The organism is uncultured Exiguobacterium sp., assembly GCF_964277885.1.
Taxonomy (GTDB): domain Bacteria; phylum Bacillota; class Bacilli; order Exiguobacteriales; family Exiguobacteriaceae; genus Exiguobacterium_A.
Window position 1 is genome coordinate 1,822,116 of sequence record NZ_CAXYJR010000005.1, and the last position, 22,851, is coordinate 1,844,966.

General features: G+C 47.0%; 22 protein-coding genes. 11 read left to right on the top strand and 11 right to left on the bottom strand.

Annotation, left to right across the window (positions count from 1 at the left end):
* Nucleotides 1-7: 7 nt before the first annotated feature.
* The 3 genes from ACHWTJ_RS11400 to ACHWTJ_RS11410 all read right to left on the bottom strand — a co-directional run bounded on the left by ACHWTJ_RS11400 (nt 8) and on the right by ACHWTJ_RS11410 (nt 3,350).
* Nucleotides 8-766 carry an SDR family oxidoreductase gene (locus tag ACHWTJ_RS11400; protein WP_294742606.1) on the bottom strand — a complete coding sequence of 253 codons (759 nt, stop codon included), beginning with the start codon at nt 764-766 and terminating at the stop codon, nt 8-10.
* A complete protein-coding gene (locus tag ACHWTJ_RS11405; protein ID WP_394679737.1) occupies nt 766-1,737 on the bottom strand; it encodes an MBL fold metallo-hydrolase in 972 nt (323 codons plus the stop codon). Before ACHWTJ_RS11405 ends, ACHWTJ_RS11400 begins: the two co-directional genes overlap by 1 nt.
* Nucleotides 1,738-1,910: 173 nt before the next feature.
* A complete protein-coding gene (locus ACHWTJ_RS11410) occupies nt 1,911-3,350 on the bottom strand; it encodes an NADP-dependent glyceraldehyde-3-phosphate dehydrogenase (RefSeq protein ID WP_294742610.1) in 1,440 nt (479 codons plus the stop codon).
* Between the two features lie 218 nt (nt 3,351-3,568).
* Between ACHWTJ_RS11410 and ACHWTJ_RS11415 the strand changes: the two genes are divergently transcribed.
* A complete protein-coding gene (locus ACHWTJ_RS11415) occupies nt 3,569-4,447 on the top strand; it encodes a chemotaxis protein CheV (protein ID WP_294742613.1) in 879 nt (292 codons plus the stop codon).
* A gap of 48 nt (nt 4,448-4,495) precedes the next feature.
* Here ACHWTJ_RS11415 and ACHWTJ_RS11420 read toward each other — a convergent pair whose 3' ends face one another.
* The gene (locus tag ACHWTJ_RS11420) at nt 4,496-4,864 is read right to left on the bottom strand and encodes an Hpt domain-containing protein (protein WP_294742616.1); all 369 of its coding nucleotides are present in this window, start codon (nt 4,862-4,864) and stop codon (nt 4,496-4,498) included.
* Nucleotides 4,865-4,986: 122 nt separating this feature from the next.
* Here ACHWTJ_RS11420 and ACHWTJ_RS11425 point away from each other — a divergent pair, with 122 nt between their 5' ends.
* Nucleotides 4,987-5,922 carry a magnesium transporter CorA family protein gene (locus tag ACHWTJ_RS11425; protein WP_023467658.1) on the top strand — a complete coding sequence of 312 codons (936 nt, stop codon included), beginning with the start codon at nt 4,987-4,989 and terminating at the stop codon, nt 5,920-5,922.
* An 80-nt stretch (nt 5,923-6,002) separates the two neighbouring features.
* Here ACHWTJ_RS11425 and ACHWTJ_RS11430 read toward each other — a convergent pair whose 3' ends face one another.
* On the bottom strand, nt 6,003-7,106 hold the full coding sequence (locus ACHWTJ_RS11430; RefSeq protein WP_294742619.1) for a PP2C family protein-serine/threonine phosphatase: 1,104 nt from the start codon (nt 7,104-7,106) through the stop codon (nt 6,003-6,005).
* Between the two features lie 126 nt (nt 7,107-7,232).
* Between ACHWTJ_RS11430 and ytzI the strand changes: the two genes are divergently transcribed.
* Nucleotides 7,233-7,406, top strand: coding sequence for a YtzI protein (gene ytzI, locus ACHWTJ_RS11435; protein ID WP_023467656.1), 174 nt, complete (start codon nt 7,233-7,235; stop codon nt 7,404-7,406).
* A 133-nt stretch (nt 7,407-7,539) separates the two neighbouring features.
* Complete coding sequence (locus ACHWTJ_RS11440; RefSeq protein ID WP_394679738.1) at nt 7,540-8,091, top strand: hypothetical protein; 552 nt, start codon at nt 7,540-7,542, stop codon at nt 8,089-8,091.
* Nucleotides 8,092-8,143: 52 nt separating this feature from the next.
* Here the strand turns inward: ACHWTJ_RS11440 and ACHWTJ_RS11445 are convergent, their stop codons facing one another.
* Nucleotides 8,144-8,728 carry a YdcF family protein gene (locus ACHWTJ_RS11445; RefSeq protein WP_394679739.1) on the bottom strand — a complete coding sequence of 195 codons (585 nt, stop codon included), beginning with the start codon at nt 8,726-8,728 and terminating at the stop codon, nt 8,144-8,146.
* A 147-nt stretch (nt 8,729-8,875) separates the two neighbouring features.
* A complete protein-coding gene (locus ACHWTJ_RS11450; RefSeq protein ID WP_394679740.1) occupies nt 8,876-9,700 on the bottom strand; it encodes an endonuclease I family protein in 825 nt (274 codons plus the stop codon).
* A gap of 338 nt (nt 9,701-10,038) precedes the next feature.
* On the opposite strand from ACHWTJ_RS11450, the gene amyS reads away from it, so the two are divergent.
* Nucleotides 10,039-11,580, top strand: coding sequence for an alpha-amylase (gene amyS / locus ACHWTJ_RS11455; RefSeq protein ID WP_294742632.1), 1,542 nt, complete (start codon nt 10,039-10,041; stop codon nt 11,578-11,580).
* Between the two features lie 45 nt (nt 11,581-11,625).
* On the opposite strand, the gene ACHWTJ_RS11460 is transcribed toward amyS, so the two are convergent.
* Complete coding sequence (locus tag ACHWTJ_RS11460; protein ID WP_294742636.1) at nt 11,626-12,240, bottom strand: NAD(P)-dependent oxidoreductase; 615 nt, start codon at nt 12,238-12,240, stop codon at nt 11,626-11,628.
* 181 nt (nt 12,241-12,421) lie between these two features.
* Here ACHWTJ_RS11460 and ACHWTJ_RS11465 point away from each other — a divergent pair, with 181 nt between their 5' ends.
* The 6 genes from ACHWTJ_RS11465 to ACHWTJ_RS11490 all read left to right on the top strand — a co-directional run bounded on the left by ACHWTJ_RS11465 (nt 12,422) and on the right by ACHWTJ_RS11490 (nt 18,325).
* Nucleotides 12,422-13,111 (top strand): hypothetical protein, encoded by a 690-nt coding sequence (locus ACHWTJ_RS11465; protein WP_394679741.1) that lies wholly within the window; start codon nt 12,422-12,424, stop codon nt 13,109-13,111.
* Between the two features lie 17 nt (nt 13,112-13,128).
* On the top strand, nt 13,129-14,052 hold the full coding sequence (locus tag ACHWTJ_RS11470; protein ID WP_029341157.1) for a MoxR family ATPase: 924 nt from the start codon (nt 13,129-13,131) through the stop codon (nt 14,050-14,052).
* Nucleotides 14,053-14,058: 6 nt separating this feature from the next.
* A complete protein-coding gene (locus ACHWTJ_RS11475) occupies nt 14,059-15,126 on the top strand; it encodes a DUF58 domain-containing protein (RefSeq protein WP_394679742.1) in 1,068 nt (355 codons plus the stop codon).
* A 23-nt stretch (nt 15,127-15,149) separates the two neighbouring features.
* Nucleotides 15,150-16,010, top strand: a complete 861-nt coding sequence (locus tag ACHWTJ_RS11480) for an ABC transporter permease subunit (protein ID WP_294742644.1) — start codon at nt 15,150-15,152, stop codon at nt 16,008-16,010.
* A complete protein-coding gene (locus ACHWTJ_RS11485) occupies nt 16,010-17,038 on the top strand; it encodes an ABC transporter permease (RefSeq protein WP_394679743.1) in 1,029 nt (342 codons plus the stop codon). Before ACHWTJ_RS11480 ends, ACHWTJ_RS11485 begins: the two co-directional genes overlap by 1 nt.
* A 114-nt stretch (nt 17,039-17,152) precedes the next feature.
* Complete coding sequence (locus ACHWTJ_RS11490) at nt 17,153-18,325, top strand: MFS transporter (protein ID WP_394679744.1); 1,173 nt, start codon at nt 17,153-17,155, stop codon at nt 18,323-18,325.
* A 50-nt stretch (nt 18,326-18,375) separates the two neighbouring features.
* Here ACHWTJ_RS11490 and ACHWTJ_RS11495 read toward each other — a convergent pair whose 3' ends face one another.
* The 3 genes from ACHWTJ_RS11495 to ACHWTJ_RS11505 form a co-directional block, all read right to left on the bottom strand.
* Nucleotides 18,376-19,485, bottom strand: coding sequence for an MFS transporter (locus ACHWTJ_RS11495; RefSeq protein WP_394679843.1), 1,110 nt, complete (start codon nt 19,483-19,485; stop codon nt 18,376-18,378).
* A gap of 145 nt (nt 19,486-19,630) precedes the next feature.
* The gene (locus tag ACHWTJ_RS11500) at nt 19,631-22,186 is read right to left on the bottom strand and encodes an ATP-binding protein (RefSeq protein ID WP_394679745.1); all 2,556 of its coding nucleotides are present in this window, start codon (nt 22,184-22,186) and stop codon (nt 19,631-19,633) included.
* A 208-nt stretch (nt 22,187-22,394) separates the two neighbouring features.
* Nucleotides 22,395-22,847, bottom strand: coding sequence for a hypothetical protein (locus ACHWTJ_RS11505; protein WP_394679746.1), 453 nt, complete (start codon nt 22,845-22,847; stop codon nt 22,395-22,397).
* Nucleotides 22,848-22,851 lie beyond the last annotated feature (4 nt).

The window sequence follows — 22,851 nt, forward strand, 5'->3', positions numbered from 1 at the left end:
TCCGTCATCACTTTTTGTCGAAACCTGGTTTTCCTAACCACTCAATCAGCCGTGGCATGACGCCGTATCCTTTTGCTGAAAGCTCCATCCACCATGGTGCATTGACCTCTCGCTTGTGGCGCCGCATCGCCCGTACGACAGTCTGTGCAAGCTGTTCTTTTGATAAGACGATCGAAGCTACGTTTTTTTCATACTTCCGACTAATATCCGCTCTTTCGAAAAATTCCGTCGCGATCGGTCCTGGGTTAATCGTCATGACATGGATGCCTTTTGGACGTAACTCCAGACGTAGCGCGTTTGAAAATTGCAACATCGCTGCTTTCGTCATGCAATAGATCGTCGACTTCGGTGTCGGCAACTTCCCTGCCTGACTCGCGACGTTGACGATCATGCCTCCTTCTCGCATTAACGGAAGGCATGCTTTCGTCAAACGGACAGGGCTTAAGACGTTGATTCGGTGCATCGACTCAATCGTCTCAATCGACGTCTTCTCCAAGAAGCTGAATTCCCCAAATCCGGCATTGTTAACCAGCACATCAATATGCCCATAACGGTCAGACAACAGTTGTGCGAGATCTTCCGGTGCTTCTTCTAAGTCGTAGACGAGATAATCTGCTTGAAGATTAGACGCTAACACCTGTAATCGTTCCTCACGTCGTGCAATCAGAATCAAGTTTGCGCCTTCTTTATGCAAGGCTCGTGCCAACGCTTCGCCGAGTCCACTCGAAGCACCCGTGATGACGATCGTCCGATTGATGAGTTGCATTAGACTTCCTCCGTTTTCGAATAGTAGAGGATGCCTTCGCGCTTCTCGACTTGAATTGTTTTACGCGCGACGAGTGTGTCGAGCCGTGCTTTCATCTCACTCATGACGAGCGGAAATGATTTTTTTAATCGATTCCCATACGTCACTTGAGCTAGGTCGAATAACGTATGCTCTCCCGTAAAATATTTCAATAGTTGATCACCGCGTGCCTTGCGTTGCATCAATCGTTCTTCGACGAGCGCCGCGACATCTCGAATCGGATCACCATGTCCGGTGTAGGCGATTCGAATTTGTTCACCTTGTAATTTTTCTAAAGAGTCGAGATACGCAAGGACCGGGCGTTTCACTAGTACATCATCACCTGGTTGCGGTTGTTCGAGCAACGGGTTCGGCTCGACCCGGTCGAGCAGGTGATCAGCTGCGAACAATACACCATCGTCACTTAGAATTCCGATTTGGTCACTCGCATGCCCTGGCAGTTCGATGACCCGATATCGCCCAGATGGCGTAATCGCGTCACCTTCTTTTAATGTGAAATCAAGTTGACCTTTTCCAAGCCATTTCAAGGCAGATTGATAGCTCGGTAATATTTTTTGAATCGCTTCCGGAACACCAAACGATGTCGCCAATCGCTGCAAGAACGCATCTCCGTTGTTTAAAAATGTCTCATCTTGCTCCAAGTATGGACGCAACCGCGCATGTCCATATACAGGAATGCCTTTCACTGAAAAGCGATGCGCCATACCGGCATGATCCGCATGGTGATGCGTCACGATGACACGATCTAAATCCTCGACCTGAAGTTCATATCGCGCAAGCATCCGTTGCATCGTTTGCCATGCTTCAAGCGTATCTGGTCCACAATCAATGAGGATGTTTTCCCCTTCCGTTCGTAATACATAACAGTTCACGTCTCCTACCGGAAATGGTGTCGGAATCGGAATTGGGATGATTTCGTCTGATACAGTCATGCCTACACGCCTCTTTTCTCTCGTCCATTTTCTTTCATTATAGAGAGAATGAAGCTATAGCGCCAAACTTTGTGCGTCAAAGGGTGACATTTGTTGTCTAGCTTACGTTAGGGTGTCCGAAATGGATGCACAAAAAACCGACCTTTCCGCAGATTGAAAGGTCGGTCAGAAACTTATTTTAAGTTGAGGACTGTTAATTTGTCGCGTGTCATTGAAGCGAGGCTTCGTCCCACACCTTGAACACCGAGACCCGATGATTTCACACCGATGAATGGGAAGTGGTCAGGACCACGTTCCGTCCGGCCGTTGATTTGAACAGAACCTGTTTCAAGCGCATCCGCTACTGCAAACGCAGCATCAATGTTCTCTGTGAAGACACTTGCTTGAAGACCGTATTCTGATTCGTTCGAGTATGCGATCATTTCATCGACCGAGTTGACACGAATGATTGGAAGAACTGGTCCGAACGGCTCTTCCCAAGCGACGCGCATGTCGCGTGTCACATTGTCAAGAAGTGTTGGTTCGATCAAGTTCGCCGTACGTCCGCCACCTGTGACGAGCGTTGCGCCTTTGTCTGTTGCGTCCGTGATCAATCCTTCGACGAAGTCCGCTGATTTCGTATCGATAAGCGGTACGACGACACTGTCTTGTTCAGGTGAACCGACTGTCAATTTCGCGATTCGTGTCTTGAGTTCTTCGATGAGCGCATCCGCTTGCTGATCAAGAACGAAGACGCGTTTGATTGCTGTACAGCGTTGACCTGAGTAAGAGAATGCACCACTGATGATGTGATCTGCCGCAAGTGACAGATTCGCATCTTCAAGAACGAGTGCCGGGTCTTTTCCACCAAGTTCAAGGACGAGTGGAATCATCGCCGATTGACGTGATAAGTGTTGTCCTGTACCTGTACCACCTGTGAATGTGATCATGTTGATGCCTGGGTGAGCCGTCAAGTAATCACCGATGACCGATCCACGACCTGTAACGATGTTGACGAGTCCAGCTGGAAGACCTGCTGCGACGAGTGCTTCGACCATCAAGATACCGCTGATCGACCCTTGTGTTGCCGGTTTGAAGACAACGGCGTTTCCTGTCATGAGGGCCGGTGCGAGTTTCGCTGCTGCTAAGTTGACTGGGTAATTGAACGGTGAAATCGCAAGGACTACGCCGAGCGGTGCTTTTTTGATGACTGCGATTTTTTTCGCGCTACCACCTGGGAACGAATCTCCTTGCATCATCTGACCGTCGAAACGAAGACCTTCTTCCGCTGTGTAGCGAATGATTTCAGCTGTCCGTTTAACTTCTTTGACGCCATCCGCACGTCCTTTACCGACTTCGCGCATGATGACTTCACCGATTTCGTCCGCGCGTTTTTCAAGTTCCGTTGCCCAAGCGTGAAGCAATTCAGCCCGTTTGTTCGCTGGTTGTTTTGCCCACTCTGCTTGTGCCGCTTTCGCTGAAGCGATGGCACGATCGACTTCTGGTTTCGTCATCGCTTGGACGCGACCGACAAGATCCTCTTTATATGGTGAAGAGATTTCAATCGTCTCTTTTGATTCACTTTCATGCCATTGTCCATCTAGTAAAAATGTGTAGGTTGTTGCTGTAGTCATTCCACTCTACCTCCATTTATTTTTATCTCTCTCATTTCAGTGTGTGGCTGCATAGCTTATTGTAATCAATTGGTCTGACAAATGCCAAACTTTTTGCTTAACATATTATGAAAGCGATTACAACACTTTTTTTGTCAATTCAGAACTAGAATTTTTAGCGTAGCATGCCGATAACTAGTCAGAAGTGAAGTGAAGGTAATGGAAAGGGGCACAACCATATGTATAATCAGCACGATATTTTATTAGAAGCCGGCACGAATGAACTCGAGATCGTCATCTTCCATTGCGGACCATACACGTTCGGAATCAACGTCATGAAGGTCCGGGAAATCATCGTTCCGCTCCCGATGACACCACTCCCAGGTACACCGGATGCTGTCAAAGGATTAATCGAACTGCGCGGCGAAGTCATGACGGTCATCGATTTGCCAACCGTCATCGGCGTTCCCCACGATGAAGCAACCGAGGATCGATTGATCATCTGTGAATTCAATGGAGAAAAGAGCGTCCTGCGTGTTGACTCCGTTACGGAAATCCGTCGTATCTCATGGGAACAAATCGATACACCAAACGAACTCGCTCGTGGCATCGAAGGATTAACGAACGGTGTCGTCAAAACAGGCGACAAGATGATCATCTTGCTCGACTACGAAAAAATCGCACTTGAGCTCTCACGTAAGGATATCTTCGCCCGCGAAGAAGGACGTCGCGTCCAGTCTCGTGATCGGTCCGACAAAGTCATCTGGATTGCCGAAGACTCGGAAATGCTTCGGACGTTGATCATCGAAACACTCGAGGAAGCCGGTTACCATGGTCTGAAATGGTTCATCAATGGAAAAGAAGCATTCGATGCTTTTGAACAAGGAAGCAACTGCGACCTCCTGATCACCGATATCGAGATGCCGAAGATGGATGGACTTCATTTAACGAAACGCCTCCGTGAAGACGATCGTTATACAGAACTGCCGATCATCGTCTTCTCTTCCTTAATTTCCGACGATCTACGTCATAAAGGTGAGTCGGTTGGTGTCAATGCACAAATCACGAAACCGGAAATCGGTCGATTGATCGAAACGGTCGATTCATACGTCTTATAAGCACAAAAAAGCCGACAAAATGTCGGCTTTTTTAATCTATTCGATTCCTCAACGCAGCACGTCAAGATTTTTTCCAGTAAACACATCAAGCCAAATGACACGGAATTCAACCATGCAGCCTTCAATCCGATCGACGATTTCTTGCGTGCCGGTCATTGAACCGGTTTCTGCTTCTTTTTCAAGTAGTTCGAAATCATCGGCTAAATCATCAGCGGCAACGGAATAGGAAGCACCTTTTAGCAAGTGAGCGAGTTTTTCAGTTTGCTCAGCATCTTGCTTGGCGACGGCATCTTTTAGTTCAGGAAACTTTCGATCGAACTGCGCGATATACGTTTCTCCGATTTTTTGAAGGAACGCGTGATCCCCATCCGCGATCGATTGAAGTTCTTCGAGCTTCTTAGCATTAAAAAAAGGCATGTCTTCCCCTCCTCTATTTTCATCTTATCACTAATCTCCGTAAAAAAAAATCGGAGAATCATTTACACGCTGTCACATCTATTTCTATAATGAGACAGTGAAGAGCAGGAGGGATAGACAATATGTTGACGATTTATCGAAGCGATGTCACCGGGGCAGTCAACGAGATACAGGAGTTCACGAAAGGTTCCTGGATCCATCTTGTCAATCCGACAAAGGATGAAGCCGACCAAGTCATCGCTGCTACGAATATTCCAGAGGATTTCATTTATGACCCTTTGGATGTAGAAGAAAAACCACGTTTTGAAAAAGATGAAGAAGGTCTACTGATGATCGTCGACGTTCCCTACATCGAAGAAGAATCATCAGGACGCCGTTATAATACGATTCCGCTCGGTATCATCGTGACATCTCGTCATTTCATAACCGTTTGTTCGCAACAGCTCGATGTCCTGACGTTATTCTCGAGTGGTAAATTGCGTGGCTTCCGGACGAATTATCGATCGCGCTTCGTATTCCAGATTCTCTACAAAGTCAGTTCCTCGTATTTACGTTTCTTGCGTCAAATCGACCGTCGCATGGACGAACTTGAGGAAGAACTTCAACGTTCGATGCGAAATCAAGAAATTTTTCAATTGATGAACCTTCAAAAATCATTGGTCTATTTCATGACGTCCTTGAAATCGAACGATGGTGTACTCGACCGGATCATCAAGACACCAAGTCTTGAGAAACATGAAGACGATGAAGATTTACTCGAAGATGTCTTCGTTGAACACCGACAAGCGATGGAAATGGCTCAAATCTATAAGGATATCATCAGTTCGACGATGGATACGTTTGGTTCTGTCATCTCGAACAATGTTAACTTCGTCATGAAGTTCCTTGCCTCGATTACGATCGTCATCTCGATCCCGACGATGATTTCCGGGATGTTCGGGATGAACGTCCACGTACCCTGGGAAGGAGAAGTCATCGGTTTCTGGATCGTCTTCGGCATGATGATTTTCTTCTCTGGGCTTGCTGCGTTCATTTTATGGCGGAGAAGGTTCTTCTAGTTCAAGCAAGTTCAGAGCTTGTATGGCTAAAAAAGACTCAGCGACGGTGTTTCCGTCGCTGAGTCTTTTCATTTTACGATTTAATTGATTTCGACCGTCACGAGACACAAATCATCCGCTTCATCACTTTGATCCGGTTGAATCAACTGATGAATGTTTGGTCCTTGTTGTTCAATCAGATTCTGGATAGCATAGATTCCTTCATCGATACCTTTACTGTAGAGTTCCATGAAACCGTCCGTATAGAGATAAACGCATCCTGGTGAGACGATGTCGATCGTCTTACTCGAATACGTCGAGTCTTCGAACATACCGACCGGAAGTCCCGTATTCTCAAGCGGAATGATTTGATCATTCATGCGTAACAAACCAGGTGGATGCCCTGCGTTCGCATAGCTGAGTTTCATCTCATCTAAGTCGATGTAGAGGTAAACAGCAGTGAAATAGATTTCTGTCTCGTCTCCCGGGAACAAACGACTCATCTGCTGATTCAATTCTTCAAGCACTTGTGCTGGATCACCAATCCGGTGCACGAGTTCGAACAAAATCGAACTCATTCCCATTGTGATCAGCGCAGAAGAGACACCGTGTCCCATAACGTCAAACAAGATGATGCCGTATTTATTCTGAGAGATGCGGTACCAGGCGTACATATCTCCTGCTAATTTCTTAGACGGGATATATGTCGCCATGATCCGGATCTCATCGTCTTCGATATTCGCACTCAGCACACTCTGTTGCAGTTTTTGCGCTAAGTCAAAGTCTTCCTGTAATACTTTTTCATAGCGTTTTCGCGCATCGATTGCTTGCTTCAGACCAATCGCGTTACGAACTCGCGCGAGCAATTCCGTTTTTCGGATCGGTTTCGTCGTATAATCGGATGCCCCTGCATTCAGTCCATCAACGATATCTTCTTCGTTGGATCGCCCGGAAACGATCAGAATCGGTAATTCATCAAGACCAAACCGTTTTCGAATCAAACGTGTTGCCTCGATTCCACTGATCCCCGGCATTTCGACGTCGAGCAGGACGACATCTAATTTTTCAATGAATAACGGATCCTCCATCAATTCAATTGCTTCTTCCCCACTCATCGCCTTGACGACGTCATAGCCTTCATTTTCTAACAATCGCTCTAGGAGCATTAAATTCGTTAACTCATCATCTACGACCAAAATACTCATACGCCGTCACCTCGTTCCGTTTAACATGTTTATCTGACATCAGTTTAGCACACAACCTACAATTTCGTTTAGACGGAAGCTGCGTTTTCCGTCATACTAGAAAGTGAACGAAAGGAGGAGTGGACTATGTGGCTATATGTCGTCTCCATTCTCATCATCGTATTCGTCTTGGTCGCCTCGATCATCGTCATTTCAAAAGGATATGGCTATAAGGGCAACAAGGACGATATCGAAATCGATTATGATGAAATCAACCGAAAACTTCGTCACGAAAATGATGATGATTCATCCAACAAATGAACCTTTAAGACCATCATATCACGATGGTCTTTTTAAATTCATTTCAAATACATGTTATTTTTAAATGTTTTTGATTCACTCACAAGGGTATATCCATATCATGGTTAAATACTATCTCAAGGGAGTGTTCATCATGGAACCGAAGCTTCAACATGATCCACACGCAGCACACGCAGAACATCTGAATCGCCAGTTCGATCAGGAAGAATCATCAGGTCGTCAAGTCAGTCTCGTCACAGGGATGTTACTCGGTGCTCTTGTCGGCGGACTATTGACGCTACTTAGTTCTTCGTCTCGTCAAAACACGAAACAAAGCTTACGGGGAGCGAAGGATTCAGTCTCGACACTCGCCTCTTCCATTAAGGAAGATCCGTCAGGTAAAGCATCACAAGTCATCAATCAAGTGAAGAGTGCTTCAAGCATCATTCAAGAAGTCGCTTCTGACGTTCAAAATGTCTATGACAAAGTGAACACAGAACTTGAAACGGTGAAATCAGATGCTTCGACCGTGAAGGATACTGTCAATGAGACAAAAGGCGATTTGAATGCGATTAGCAATAAAGTCGTCGAAGCGAAGGATGTCGCACTCGGCAAAGAAGAACCACCTGCCGAGCACGACGCTTCTAATTCACAAGCAAAGGATTCTCAATCTTCTGAGGAAAAACATAAAGGTGAAGGTATCTAATCATGTGGTACACTTCTTCATTCTCCCCGACGTGTTTAACATGTCGGGGTTTTTAGCGAATAAATTGAACAACAATCGCAACGCGTTCGCGCATTCCGAATCGAAGGACTCCTGAAAGGGGTGTCTCAGCCGGAATCGCGTCCGTCTGTAATCCCAGTTGTTTCGCCTCTTTTCGAGCGCGGTACAGATGAAAATCTGACGTGACGATCGAGACACGTCGGATATCCTTTGGTAACAATTCTTTTGAATACTGTAGATTTTCCGTCGTTGATGTCGAACTGGATTCAAGAATCAGTCGTTCTGCTTCAATACCGGACGCCACCATTCCACGACGCATCGCTTCTGCTTCCGAGATATCTTCATCTGGTCCTTGTCCACCACTCAAGATGAAGCGGACGTTCGGATATTGTTTTCCATATGCGGCTGCCGCCTGAATCCGGTTATGTAGGATTTGCGACGGTTTTTCGCCTTTGACACCAGCGCCGAGGACGATGACATATGGTGACGTTCCATCAGCGAGTGGCCGTTCTCCTCTACTGACGAAGATTCCGACACTGTACCAGAAGGCGACACAAGCGACGATCCCCCCACCAACCAGCCATTTAATGTTTCGTTTGTTGAACGTGCGTTTAATCATACCGTACGACCTTTCTACTAAAAAATGGTTTACGGTATGCTGTACGCATGATGGTTGTAAAAAGTTTCAACCTGATGAGCTTTGACTTAAAAAATGCGATGCTCTCTGAATCGAGAACATCGCATTTTCCTATAGATTGACTCGACATCAATTTCCCCAAATGGATGTCACGTATTCCGGATGATCGATGAATGGATTCCGGTTTTTTTGCCACTTCTCAAAGATGACATCGTTCCGGCGCATTTCGAAACTATCCACTGGGTCGAGTTTATTCCATGCTTTTAACGTCGATAATTTCCCGTGTAATGGATTTGTTCCATTGTTGACGGTTTCTGAAGTCTCGAGATCAATTTCTCCGCCACCTTCATAGCGAACCGCCATGTAGAAGATCATCCGTGCAATGTCACCTTTGACACGGTTCGGTGGTTCCCACGAATCGCCATCACGATAACAATCGCATCCACTATATTTCGTACCGCCATTGTCGAAGTCAAGATTTCCCCGTGCACTGTTGACAACAACATCTTCCGGACGCAAGTGATGCAAGTCTGTTCCTGGTCCGTTCGTCGTACCAAAGTCACCGTGCGACTTTGCCCAGACATGTTCCCGGTTCCATTGACCGACATTGCCACCGTTGTTACTTTTCGCAATCGATTTCCCCGTGTACAACTCGATGACATTGTTCGCATTGTTTGGATCTTGATCTGTTTCTTTCAGTGCTGTCCATACCGTGTCGTATGACACTTGTGTATGGTTGTCGATGATATCGTGCAGCGATGCCTTCAACGCTGCCCCTGTCTTCCCTGATGCTGGTAGATAGTACGCATCAATCGTCGATTGTGACGTGACCATCTGCGGACTTGTCGATACTTGTTTTGGATCGACTGTTTTTGCTGTGACCGGCGTAAAGACGATTGACCCGAGCGCAAGTGTTGCGGCAAGCGCACCTGTGACCTTTGACTTCCAGTTCATGTGTGTTCCCCCTCGATTGGTATGTATGAAAGCGGGTGTTACACGCTCATTTTCACATCGAATCCATTCGTCGTGGAAGATGGACGATAGACCCGCTTTTTTGAAGATGAGTCGTCATTCAGAATATTCATCGAAAGGCAACGGTTAGATGGTCCTGATTTTTTTCATTCATGACGTCAATCCCATCAAAATATTTCTCCAGAAGAAATATTCCAGGGTCAAAAGTCACGAACGAAAGAGTCTTACAAATAAGAATCTGGGACGATATTCCTTTCCTCTGAGGCTTCACTATAATAAATTATGCAAGCGCTTTCACAAAATTACGAGGAGGTCTTTACGTGAAAAGAAAAGGATGGATTTTAGCAACCGTCGCATCCGCTACTTTTTTAGTGCCACTTGCGCAACCGATTGCAGTCGGTGCAACGGCAGACAACGGAACGATGATGCAGTATTTCGAATGGTATGTGCCAAATGACGGTAACCATTGGAATCGTCTCGGAAGTGACGCAACAAAGCTCGATCAGCTCGGGATTACATCGGTCTGGATTCCACCTGCCTACAAAGGAACTTCACAAAGCGATGTCGGGTACGGTGCCTATGATCTGTATGATTTAGGCGAGTTCAATCAAAAAGGAACAGTCCGCACGAAATATGGTACAAAAGCACAGTTGAAAACAGCAATCGGGCAATTGCACACTGCTGGCATCGATGTATACGGGGATGTAGTCATGAACCATAAAGGTGGTGCTGATTTCACCGAAGCCGTCACGGCAGTCGAAGTGAATCCGAGTAACCGCAATCAGGAAGTCTCTGGTGATTATCAAATCCAAGCGTGGACAGGCTTCAATTTTGCAGCGCGAAATAACACCTACTCGAATTTCAAATGGAAGTGGTACCACTTCGACGGCACAGACTGGGATCAATCGCGTTCAAAAAGCGCCATTTATAAGTTCCGTGGGACCGGAAAAGCGTGGGATACAGATGTCTCAACTGAAAATGGCAACTACGATTACTTGATGTATGCGGATCTCGACTTCGATCACCCAGAAGTCCAGCAAGAAATGAAGAACTGGGGAAAATGGTACGTCAATGAGCTTGGACTTGATGGGTTCCGTCTCGATGCCGTCAAACATATCAAACATGGTTACCTAGCGGACTGGCTCGCGAACGTTCGTCAGACAACGGGCAAACCATTATTCACAGTCGCAGAGTATTGGCAGAACGATCTTGGCACGTTACAAAACTACTTAAGCCGGACGAATTACCAACAATCCGTCTTTGATGCGCCACTTCATTACAAGTTCGAACAGGCAAGTAAAGGCGGCGGGTACTATGACATGCGGACGATCTTTGACGGTACTCTCGTCAAGAGCAATCCAGTCCAAGCCGTCACACTCGTAGAGAACCATGATTCTCAGCCTGGACAATCGCTTGAATCAACGGTTCAGTCATGGTTCAAACCGCTTGCTTACGCGATGATTCTGACACGTGAACAAGGTTATCCATCGGTCTTCTATGGTGACTACTATGGTACAAAAGGTACGTCGAATCGCGAAATTCCAGCACTCGCTTCGAAGATTGATCCGTTGCTCAAAGCGCGGAAAGACTTCGCATTCGGAAAACAAAACGATTACCTCGATAACCAAGACATCATCGGTTGGACACGGGAAGGTGTCTCAGACCGGGCAAAATCTGGTCTTGCGACAATCCTGTCAGATGGTCCTGGCGGTAGCAAGTGGATGTACGTCGGGCTTCAGAACAAAGGAGAAGTTTGGACGGACATCACTGGAAACAACACAGCATCGGTCACGATCAACCAAGATGGCTACGGTCAATTCTTTGTCAACGGTGGTTCGGTCTCCGTCTATCGTCAACAATAAGCATTCAAAAGGTCTCTTCCATATGACGGGAGAGACCTTTCTTCTTCATTCAGCTAAACCGACACTCGATTTGATATGATCTTCTGTTTCAATCGCTTGTAAGAGGAAATGGGCCACATCTGCGCGATTGATCTGTTTCGCATCTTCCGGTACACCGGTATCTGCTTGACGATAAAGTCCCGTTAACGGACCGTTCAGTAAACGGAGTGGTCGGGCTACCGTATAGTTCAAATCTGCCTGTTGTAAGAGTGCGATGGCTTGCCGGTGATCCTTCAATGGATTTTTCAGAATCCGCTGAGCGAGCATCCCTTGCACACCCGGTAATTCATCATCGACACCGGCAGACGCGACATAACCAATCCGCTCTACCCCCTGTTTTTTCATCGCTGTCACGATCCGAACGAGACTCCGTTCTAAAAAGCCACTGTAGGCAAGACTCTCTGTGCCGAGTGCCGTCAGGACAGCCTCTTGACCGGCAACAGCAGCCGTCACCGCTTCTTGATCGAGCACGTCGCCTTTCACGACGTGTAACCGTTCGTCACGTAGCGTCAGTTTTTCCGGACTGCGGACGAAGGCTGTGACCTCATGCCCGTGATCAATCGCTTGCTTGACCAGTTCTTGCCCCGTTTGACCCGTCGCTCCAAAAATAATCAATTTCATACAAAACACCCTTTCTCTTTCAAGAACCACTGATTCCATCATACCCTCACCACTTGAAAATGAATCGTCTTACCTTGTCTTTATTTTCAGAAAATTGTTTTTATTTGTTAAGCGTGTATGCTAAAATCTTCCTAAGTACATATGGATATTTTTTCCTTAAAAACAGGAAGGAGGATCGCTTGTGTTACGGCAACGCTTTATCATGTCGCTTGGTGTCATTCTGATTGGTCTGTTCTTGTTTCAAACCGTCACGACGTACGTTTATACGCATTACATCATGCCGGATCCTTTTAAAAAGCCTTCGATGGCAGAAACTGAAGCGAACGGCGAAATTAGTTTTAAAGAAGGTCATTTACCTACTAAAACAAAAGGCAAGATGCCTTTTGAACCGATCGATCCACGACCTGGTCCAAAAGAACTCTGGAAATCTTTTAAAGCGGATGCTTCTGACTCCCCCTTTTCTTATCTGCAATATGTCATTTTAATCAGCTTGTTTAGTTTCATGGTCTGGAAACTCGTTCAGTCACGCCGCGTGAAAAAACGGCGCAGGTCTACAGGAGAAGTAACGGATGACGTTCCATTCGCTCAATCGATCTTTCATCCTATTTCTTTAAGAAAATCGCCTTACCTGTATGCATCGTATTCGTCTTCACGTGTCCGTGATCTCGTCATCCGCTTTGAGCAACACTTACCGCGCAGTCAGCAACGTCGTCCGAACGAAACGCTCGAAGACTGGTTACGTCGGATTAAGGTCCCTGTCGATTTTCAGCTGTATCGGAATATTCGATATGGTGACATGTCGGAAACAATCGTCACGGACGATGAGATTCTACGCTTCGAACAACAATTAGCACGCTACTCAACTAGTTAACCTTGGAGGGATTTTCTGTGAAACTACAACAATTAAAAGACCAACTCAATTCGATCTATCTCGGTAAACCGGACGTCATTGATCTCTGTCTGACGGCACTCATCGCAGAAGGACATATTCTATTAGAAGATGTACCGGGAACGGGGAAAACGATGCTCGCGAAGGCGCTCGCTCAAAGCTTCGAGAGTGCCTTCTCGCGGATCCAGTTCACGGCGGACCTTCTCCCGTCAGACGTCATTGGTTCGGACTTCTTCAACTTAAAGACGCAGGAGTTCGAGAATAAACGCGGTCCATTGTTTGCGAACGTCGTCTTGATCGATGAGATCAATCGCGCCGTTCCGCGGACACAATCGGCACTGCTTGAGGCGATGGAAGAACGTCAAGTCTCGATCGGTGGAACGACCTATCAGATGCCAGCCCCATTCTTCGTCATCGCAACGCAAAACCCGATTGAATCGGCAGGAACATTCCCACTACCGGACGCCCAACTCGACCGATTCATGGTCGCGATCGAAGTTGGTTATCCGGATTTTGAGAACGAACGTCGCTTATTGTCTGAGATTCTAACGAACGTCCGTCGGTCAGCCGTCGGGATCGCGTCAGGTGGCGACTTGATTTCCTGGCAGGAAGAGGCACGCCGTGTCCATGCATCGCAAGACGTGCTCGATTATCTATTACACATCGTTCAAGCGACACGAAACCATGAACTCATTGAAGTTGGCGTCAGTCCGCGTGGAGCGATTGCATTACTTCGCGCCTCGCAAAGCTATGCGTTCTTGAATCAACGCGACTTCATCATCCCGGAAGATATCAAATATCTTGCAAAACACGTCCTGTCCCATCGCCTGACATTGACACTCGAAGGTGGAATCAAGACGACGAAAGCGGCTGTTTTAACACATATTCTGGACGACGTGCCGGTTCCGGTCGAGATGGGGTGACGAATCATGCAGATTGAACGTTCCGTCCCGTTTTGGCTTGAACGCCGACTTTTTCCACTGTACGTCACGATGACGTTCATCTTCCTCTTCATTCCGCGTATTTCCGTCCTCGGTTTCCTGTTCGCAGCCTTGGCGACGATTCATTTCGTCGTCGGGCGAACAGAAAAGCAGCTACGACGGGACGTCGCAATTGAATGGAAGCACTATGAATCATTGATGTTCAACCAGGAACAGACGTCACTCCATTTGCAAGTCTTCGGTGTCGAATCCTTGAGTCAGCTTGGACTCGAAGCGACACTTCGTTTGCACACAGATGGCGGAGTCATCTTCCCGGAGATGGATCCGCTACACCCAGCTACATTTCATGCGGTGATTGACTCTGAAGACGCAGTGACGATCCCGATTCAGACGGTTCGCCGCGGACCAGCCGAATTCGATGAGATCATCTTGACGATTCGTCTGCCTTGGAAGATGGGCGTTTATCTCTTTACGTTCGATACGTATCCGTCGTTTACAGTCTTACCGTCCTTGACGGCGCAAGCGACGCCGTTACTATTACAGCGTTTACGGATCGGCGACCGACCGGACCGTTATTCACCGCTCAAGAACAAACTGGTTCAGCTTGGTGCTAAACCCTATACGGCGGAACCGTCAAAAGAGATCGATTGGTATGCGACGGCGAAGACCGGTCGCCTGCAGGCGAAAGTATTCGAAACGAGTAATCAGGATACATTTACGATTGCTTTGAACTTATCGGCTCCGAGTGGCTACGGTCTCCACCAACAATTCGAGACGTTCATTGAACAAGCGGCGTTCCTAATCAGTGAATTGATCAAGGAAGGTTGTAAGATCGAGTTATTCCTCAATCGACTTGACGGAGCGAATCGGATGACGCATCTCTCGTTACAAGAAGGACAACCACAATTAAAACATGTCCTGATGACGCTCTCAACGGTCTCGACACGGGATTCGTTCATCGCGACGCAACAGTTCGAACGTTATGTACTTCGCCGAAAACATATGAATAGTCAGTTGATCCAAATCGGTAATGACCGGATCCTCGCTATTGGATGACTTTAACGAAAGGAGACTCGTTCATGACTTTTCTTGCTCGAAAATCACTACAACTCATCATCGCCTTTTTCGTTTTAATTGCAATTAGTGCGCTTCCATCACTTATCGTCCGTATGCATTTCGTTCCCGAGAGTTACTGGACTGGCTTACAGGAACAGTTCCATCAACTCACCAAGCTGAATGAAATTACATACTATAACGTCACTGCAGAACGAGAAGATCAGCTACTCCCTGCCCTACAACCATTGATTCAGGAGACTCTGATTCTGTTTTTGACTTCGCTTGCCGTCTCATTTATGGTTGCGATTTTATACGTCTCTCTTTTTTATCGAAGTGGTAAATGGATGCGAACGTTCTTGAGACAAATGAGTCGCACGCTCGAAATGGTTCCTGATTTATTTTGGGTCATCCTTTCTCAATCCCTTGTCATTTATCTCTTTAAAACGACTGGTTTTGACCGGATCGAGGTCGCCGGAACGTATGCTGACTCTATTCGTTTTCTACCGATTCTATGTCTAACTTTGACGACAGTCTTTTTCTTTATCAAATGGCTGACGACACAAATCTTAGATCAAGAGGAGTCCTTGTTCCTCGAACTCGCGCGTGCGAAGGGTCTTAAGAACAGCACACTTTTTTGGAAGCATTTGTTACCGACGATGTTCTATCGCTTTTACTTATTCTTTAGATCAAATATCATCACGGTGTTATCGAGTTTATTAATCATTGAATATACTTTCGAAGTACAAGGATTATTCCGCTTCGTCCTCTATAATTCACAAATGCCAATTCTGCTTGTTATTTTATTTTTAGTCTATCTTCCGATTTTCGTATTGGATCTCCTAGCAGAATGGCTTATTCCAAATGCATGGAAAGGAGAACTCTGATGCGACGGACTCTTGTGCGTGATCCGATTTTTTGGATATGTATCATCATACTGACCAGTCTGCTTTTGATGAGTTTTGGAAACACGATTTTTCGAGATGGACAAGTGGATCGTATTTCAAATCGTTATGCTGATGATGGCACCTTCATTGCCACTTCTCCGCTAAAACCTTCATTTGATCAATGGCTTGGAACCGATCGTTCAGGAAACGACTTATTCCAAATGATGGTCGAAGGATTCAAATGGACTTTCGGTGTCTGCGCGTTCGTTGCGTTAGGACGCCTCATACTCGGACTGATGATTGGCATTCCATTAGCCTTTCGAGGAAAACGACTGCATGGTATCTTAAAAATCGTCATGGATGGATTTTTAGTACTGCCTGTTTCGCTACTCGCCTTGATGCTTATGTTATCCTCTCTTATATTTCCTGAGATGTTGGCTGTTCCTTACCTTTCGGATCGATTAACGTTTGAATTCACGATTTTGATCGTACTTGGTTTACCCTCACTCGTCCTCTATATCATTGGCGAGACGCGGCAAATTTTAACCCAAGAGTTCATGGTCGTGGCGTCAACGCTCGGGGGTGGGACATGGCATCGTTTCCGTCGCCACCTCTGGCCTCATCTCGTTCCGACGTTATCCATCATCTTCATGCAACAATTCATTCAAACTTTGATGCTCCTGGTGCAATTATCGCTATTCGGCATCTTCTTTTCGGGTACGGTCATCTTATACGAAGGCATCACTCCACTGATCTTCGAATGGGCATCCATGTTCGGATACTATTTCAACCAGTTTTCTGCCGTCTCTTGGATCAATCATATGTTCCTCGTTCCAACGATTGGTATCGCCTTGTTGATTTTTTTATGCAATCTATTAACGAGTCGACTCGAACGCGCGTATCGTATTCGCCGTCATGATCAACCTGTCATCGAGGAGACATCAATTGTTCAACACGAGGCAGCGGTCACATCACTCGATGATCCATTTGCTCCCGTTCGCCATCACATCAAGCAAGAAACACGTTGACAATCCATTTTTTTCCTCTTACACTAGAAAAAAACATGAAATGAGGGCGTCCAATGTAAGTCATTCTGAATTCTCACTCCTAACTAAATACGTACGATGTGGAGGTCATTCAGAATGAACCGTTTTACGCTTTTATTGGTCAGTCAATGGATTGCGAATGCGGGAGATGCGCTCTATATCGTCTCCCTGATCGCAATGATCTATCAAACGACAGGGCAAGCGAGTCTCGCTGCCCTGTTTCCCGTTCTCGTCACAGCAGGCATGACAGGAAGCGGCTTCTTATTCGCCCACGTCGCTCAACGTGTTCCCCATGCCTCTTTGTTGTTCGGCAGTCAACTCCTTAAGACGATTCTCTTAGGCATCATCTGGGGATTTGATTTACCACTGCTGCTCGTCCTCGCACTCGTTGGGTGTATCGCCTTCTTCGACGGATTTGCTCGTCCAATCGAAAGTGCCTTCATCCCTCGACTGTGCCAGGATGTCCAAAAGGCTAACAGTCTCGTACAAGGTTCGAATCAAGTGATTCAGCTCATCATGTGGCCGCTCGGCGCCATTCTGGTCAGCTGGTTATCGCCTCTTTCCGTCTTGTCCGTCTCGGCGGGTCTGTTTTTAGGTGCCAGTCTCATCAGCTATCTGTTCTATCGAAGCGTCCGCTCTCTACCCGACCCTTCGATGGAAGGGGAAGACGTCTCCTTCCGGTCGAGTATTCGCTATACGCGATCGAATCCTTTCGCGAAAGCCAACACCTACCTCGTCGGAATCGATGCGTTCGTCAGTACGGCGTGGATTTCTGCTCTGTTTCTCGTTTACATCGACACACATTTTCAGCTGTCGGAACGCTGGTGGGGCATTCTAAATGCCTTCTATCTGCTGAGTATGATCGCCGGTAGTTATATGATGTTACGTCGTCGTGGAACGCGTTCGTTGCTTTATCGCAGTATCGGCTTTTCGATTAGTGCGACCTTCTTGTTCGCTTTCGCTCCAATCGTCACACTTGCTGTGATCGCTTGTCTGTTCCAAGGCTTCGCAAGTCAAGTCCGGGCGATCGAGTTGAATACGTTGTTGCAGACGACGACACCACTCGAACGGTTACCGTATGTCTATAGCGTGCAACAAACCGTGTATGCACTCTGCTTCTGTCTCGGTAGTCTGCTGTTCGGATGGCTTGCCGATCTGTTTGCAATCGAGATTGTCTATGCGCTCGCAGGAGTCCTCTCCTTGTTAATGTGGCAACCAGCTCGCCAGGTATTGGCACGTTCGTCTACAGAACAACGACACGTGTCGTAATAAATGACAGTCAAAAGGACAAAGGTCAACGCACCTTTGTCCTTTTTGATTCAGTTTCGACGCGTTCGCATCATACCATACAATAAAAGTAGGATAAGTGAGACGAGACCGAGCGCGGCATAGGTCATCTGAAGCGAGAAAACACGTTCGACGAAGACGAACAGCGTACCGGTTCCAAGCACAGTTAAACGTTCGATGACCGAGATCAGTGACGTAAACGTCGCGCGTCCGCTTTCTGGTGCTACTTCTTGAATAACTGTCGTCACATACGGCTCAGCCCAGCCATAACACAAGTACAGCGTACCGAGTAACACGATACTGACGAGCGGAGAGGCAACCGACAATCCGGCAAGACACACGATATAGATCACCGCCCATCCGACTGGTGACCGTAAGCGAGATAAGGACGCACCGATCGCCTGCATGATTTGGAATAACACGAAGACGAATCCGAAATGGACCATCGGTATCGCTTGATCTCGTAGATAGAGTTGCCAAAATTCATCTACGAAATCAATTGTTGCCCCGTATAACAAAACAAGACAAAGAATCCGGACGTAGACGCGTCGAAACGAAAAACCATTTAGCAATGTCTTCAACGAACTCGTCTCTACGTTTTGTTCTCGTGATGCTTCCTTTAAGAAAAACGTCAGGAGTGCTGTTCCGAGCAAAATCCACCAGGACACGTGATAGTGCCAGATCAAGTCTACCGATTGTGCAGCGTAACTTCCGACAAGTGCCGCAAGTCCGGACGTTAACAAACCACCAATCGAGATCATTCGCCAGACCATCTCGAATCGCTCTTCTATTCTATGCATTCGCAATGTTTCGTAGACGTGGGCTTCAAGCGCTCCACTAAGTGCTGCGCCACCGATGCCGGCAAGGACCATTGCCAAGAGGAAGGCAGGTAATGAGTAGGCTTCAATCAACACCGTAAACGATAACCACTCACATACGAAACCAGCTAGAATGAAAGGCTTTCTGCCCCACCGATCGGATAATAAACCGAACGGGACCTCACCAATCAACATGACCCAAGCAAAGACGATTTCTGCGATGACGACGTCGGCAATACTCATTCCCCGGTCTTCCCAATAAAAGCGTTCAATCACATACGCTGGAATAAACGAACTACTGGCTTCGATCAGGATCCAAAGAATGAGTGATCGTCGGGCTTAACAAGGCTATCTGCTTCGCCGCATCTCCTCACTTCCTTTCTGTTTGATAGTAATCCGTTCCCGTTTTGCAAAGGAAACCAACAAAAAAAACGCTCTTTGATTTAAAAATCAAAGAACGCTTTTGACATTAACAGTCCTCTACCGATTCCGTGACCGGTACGACGGACTGGACGATCGGTAGTTCGACGATAAACGCCGAACCGACACCTTCCGTTGATTCGACATGGATCATTCCTTCGTGTGAACGAACGATTTCCTGACAAATCGCAAGACCGAGACCGGTACCGCCGATTTTTCGACTATCCGAATTATCAACACGATAGAACTTACTGAACAGTTGTGGTAGCGCGTGACGCGGAATGCCGATTCCTTCGTCTTCGATCTTCAACTGGACACGATCTTCGACTTGACGCATCGTAATCGTGATTTGACCACCATCCGGTGAATACTTGATTGCATTGTTGATCAGGTTCGTGAACAGCTGACGCATTTTTTGTTCGTCCGCATGAATCCGCCCCGTTGTCGTTTCTTCAAAATCAAGGACTAGCTCGTGATCTTTTGCCGAAGCCGTATGGAACTCGACCGTTTCCTGAATGACTTTCGTCAAATCAAGCGGTTTGAAGTCATATTGTTGCTGACTCGATTCCATGCGCTGGACATCGAGGAAGTCGTTGACGAGATTCGTCAACCGTTCGGTTTCTGCATGAATCGTCTCGAGATACCGTTGACGTTTTGATTCCTGGACGTCGCGCGCGAGCATCAATTCCGTGTAGCCGTAAATCGAGGCAAGCGGTGTCCGCAACTCATGCGAGACAGTCGAGACGAATTCCGATTTCATCCGGTCGATCGCCGTCTCTGCCGTCACGTCACGTAAGACGAGCATCGTACCGCGGAAGCAACCGCCGTAATGGATTTCCTCTGCATACAGCGTGACGAATCGCTCTTCCTTGTTTAAGGACAACGCCAAGCTCTCCGTCGGAATTTCCTGACTGCAGACATGATCCATGTAGGTTAAGAACGCCTCATGTTGATCGACTTGCACTGCCAACTCTTCGATTTTGACATCGAGCGTCATCAATCCTTCTTCCGCCACTTGATCGTGCGCCGGATGATGGAATAAAGCGAGCAATGGTTTATTGGCAAAAATCGTTTCCCCTTCGATATAGATGACCGCTTCCCGAATCGAGTGGAGGAGTTTCGAGGTTTTTTCTCGTTCTCGTTCGACTTCTTCAAAGACACGCATCCGGAGCAAGGAGAGTGCCAATTGACGGGAGAACGACCAGATTTCGTTCGTCTGGTCTTCCGTAAAGGCATCCCGGTAACGAACGAGGTAAATGCTTGCAATCATCGTGTTCGTCGCTGGATCCATCACCGGTACGACGATTTCGTACATCGTGTACGGATATGGGAGCGGATGATGACTCGCGACTTGTTTCGTCGAGCGAACAGCACGTTTGTTTAGACGTGAGCGTTCGAGTAATGACGTCGAAGCATGTAATAACTGGTGCTCCTGAGCTGCCGTCATCCCGTACGAGACGAGATTCGTATAGCGGTCCTGCTCTAAGAAGACGATCGCTCCGAGCTCCGCATCGGTGATCGTGATCAATTTTTCGATGATCGCCGGATACGCCGTCAACGTTTCGCGAGACGCGAGTGTCTCGGTCAACTCATTGCGATAACGCAAATGGGTCTCGTTACGTAACGTGATGTCGAGTGCCTCTTCAAGCTCTTCCTGTTGCGATTGAAGCTCTTCTTGCTGGGCAATCAATTCTTCCTGTTGACTTTGCAATTCGTCGTTACTTGCGACGAGCTGATACTTTTGACCCGAGATAGCGGCTGCCATCTGATTGAACGTCGTCGTCAACTCACCGATCTCATCTTGACGATTCTTGATGACGATCGGCGTCGCATCCTCACCTTTAGCAAGTCGTCCACTTTCCCGGTTCAACTGACGCAACTGACGCGTCAAGCGACGGACGAACGGTCGGACGAAGACGAGAGTGATTAATAAGAGAATTACGATATTGACTGCTCCGAGAATTTGCGATGAATTCACTTGTTTACCAAGCCGCTCTTGCGCCGTCATCTCTTGATCGTTTAAGGAATTACGATATTTTGTGAAGACCGTCTCCATATCAACGATACTTGAACTCATATCAGCCGCACTCTTCGTCTTGATGTTGAACTTCCGCTGTGGATCGAGTGCTTTTGATTTCGTGACCTTTCCGAGCGTTGGCATCTTCAAGAACGGCTCCGTCACCTTGCCGTCTTTTTTCGCCGCGACATAATTGACGAGGCTTGGCATGACGCGTTGGGTATACGCCGTGTAAAGTTCTCGTGCATCCGTTGCATACTGCCGTTCTTCTTTGAAGCGTGCATTGCGCTCAAACCACGTCGTTTGTTGATTGATGCCATTCTTCTTTGCTTCAATTTCCTTCAGCATCTCTTCGTCACCTAGTAAGACGAAGCCACGCATCTCGTACTGCATGCTTTGCCATGATTCGTACAAATCCGTCGCCCGTGTCCGATGTTCGTTTAACATCTTTAATTCTTGCCGTGATTCATCCACCTGTTGTTTCGTATATAGGTAGACACCACCTGTCGTTAACAGCAGTGTCAGAAAAATCACATAAAACGCAGACATGATTTGCCGTCCAATCGTTCGATTCAGCCATGTTTTCATTTAAGGAATTCAACTCCTTTCCCTTTATCCTTCTCCAGCAATAAAGGTATTCCCGTCCATTCATTGTAAACTTTTTTCAATCGATACACAGCATTCTGCTCAAAAAGATTTCAATTTCATACAACTTTAATTTAAATCGTTGTATATGACAATTAGATGTCACGATTCAACCGTTCTCAACAAAAAAAGAGCCCCTCAGGACCCTTTTTTAATGATGATGGTGATGGCTATGACTATGGCTGTGAACCTGTTGTTCGTCCGCTAAATGATCCGCATCCAAAATGCCGAGTCGTAGGTACTGGGCGACGACTTGTTTTTTCGTCGTTTCGGAAATCTGATCTGCTCCCTGAACGAGCCTTAAGATGCCGGTCGCAATCCGAAACGGTTCGAGATTCGTCTTTTCCACCGGAAAACTTGTCAACGTTTCTAAGTAAGCGACGTAATTCAGTGCATCCGATTCATTCGGACTGACAAGACGCGCCGCGTGATCACGCAGTTGTTGCGTCAATGCATTCGTCGAAATTCCCTTTGAGGCTGCAGATATGACTGCGAACAGAATGAAACCGATGATGAGCACGAAAAATCCGACCATGAAAATCGGCAGACCCGAGAAGAAGCCGTCGCCTCCCAGTTCGCCTTCCATGAATGCTAGTGTGAACATGATG

Excerpts from the sequence above, each read along its gene's own strand:
- ACHWTJ_RS11430 (WP_294742619.1), bottom strand. The coding sequence starts at position 7,106 with ATGAGTATTTTGGTCGTAGATGATGAGTTAACGAATTTAATGCTCCTA.
- ACHWTJ_RS11405 (WP_394679737.1), bottom strand. The coding sequence starts at position 1,737 with ATGACTGTATCAGACGAAATCATCCCAATTCCGATTCCGACACCATTT.
- ACHWTJ_RS11440 (WP_394679738.1), top strand. The coding sequence starts at position 7,540 with ATGGAACCGAAGCTTCAACATGATCCACACGCAGCACACGCAGAACAT.
- ACHWTJ_RS11500 (WP_394679745.1), bottom strand. The coding sequence starts at position 22,186 with ATGAAAACATGGCTGAATCGAACGATTGGACGGCAAATCATGTCTGCG.
- ACHWTJ_RS11485 (WP_394679743.1), top strand. The coding sequence starts at position 16,010 with ATGCGACGGACTCTTGTGCGTGATCCGATTTTTTGGATATGTATCATC.
- ACHWTJ_RS11460 (WP_294742636.1), bottom strand. The coding sequence starts at position 12,240 with ATGAAATTGATTATTTTTGGAGCGACGGGTCAAACGGGGCAAGAACTG.
- ACHWTJ_RS11415 (WP_294742613.1), top strand. The coding sequence starts at position 3,569 with ATGTATAATCAGCACGATATTTTATTAGAAGCCGGCACGAATGAACTC.
- ACHWTJ_RS11450 (WP_394679740.1), bottom strand. The coding sequence starts at position 9,700 with ATGAACTGGAAGTCAAAGGTCACAGGTGCGCTTGCCGCAACACTTGCG.
- ACHWTJ_RS11475 (WP_394679742.1), top strand. The coding sequence starts at position 14,059 with ATGCAGATTGAACGTTCCGTCCCGTTTTGGCTTGAACGCCGACTTTTT.
- ACHWTJ_RS11445 (WP_394679739.1), bottom strand. The coding sequence starts at position 8,728 with ATGATTAAACGCACGTTCAACAAACGAAACATTAAATGGCTGGTTGGT.
- ytzI (WP_023467656.1), top strand. The coding sequence starts at position 7,233 with ATGTGGCTATATGTCGTCTCCATTCTCATCATCGTATTCGTCTTGGTC.
- ACHWTJ_RS11420 (WP_294742616.1), bottom strand. The coding sequence starts at position 4,864 with ATGCCTTTTTTTAATGCTAAGAAGCTCGAAGAACTTCAATCGATCGCG.
- ACHWTJ_RS11490 (WP_394679744.1), top strand. The coding sequence starts at position 17,153 with ATGAACCGTTTTACGCTTTTATTGGTCAGTCAATGGATTGCGAATGCG.
- ACHWTJ_RS11400 (WP_294742606.1), bottom strand. The coding sequence starts at position 766 with ATGCAACTCATCAATCGGACGATCGTCATCACGGGTGCTTCGAGTGGA.
- ACHWTJ_RS11505 (WP_394679746.1), bottom strand. The coding sequence starts at position 22,847 with ATGTTCACACTAGCATTCATGGAAGGCGAACTGGGAGGCGACGGCTTC.
- ACHWTJ_RS11410 (WP_294742610.1), bottom strand. The coding sequence starts at position 3,350 with ATGACTACAGCAACAACCTACACATTTTTACTAGATGGACAATGGCAT.
- ACHWTJ_RS11425 (WP_023467658.1), top strand. The coding sequence starts at position 4,987 with ATGTTGACGATTTATCGAAGCGATGTCACCGGGGCAGTCAACGAGATA.
- ACHWTJ_RS11480 (WP_294742644.1), top strand. The coding sequence starts at position 15,150 with ATGACTTTTCTTGCTCGAAAATCACTACAACTCATCATCGCCTTTTTC.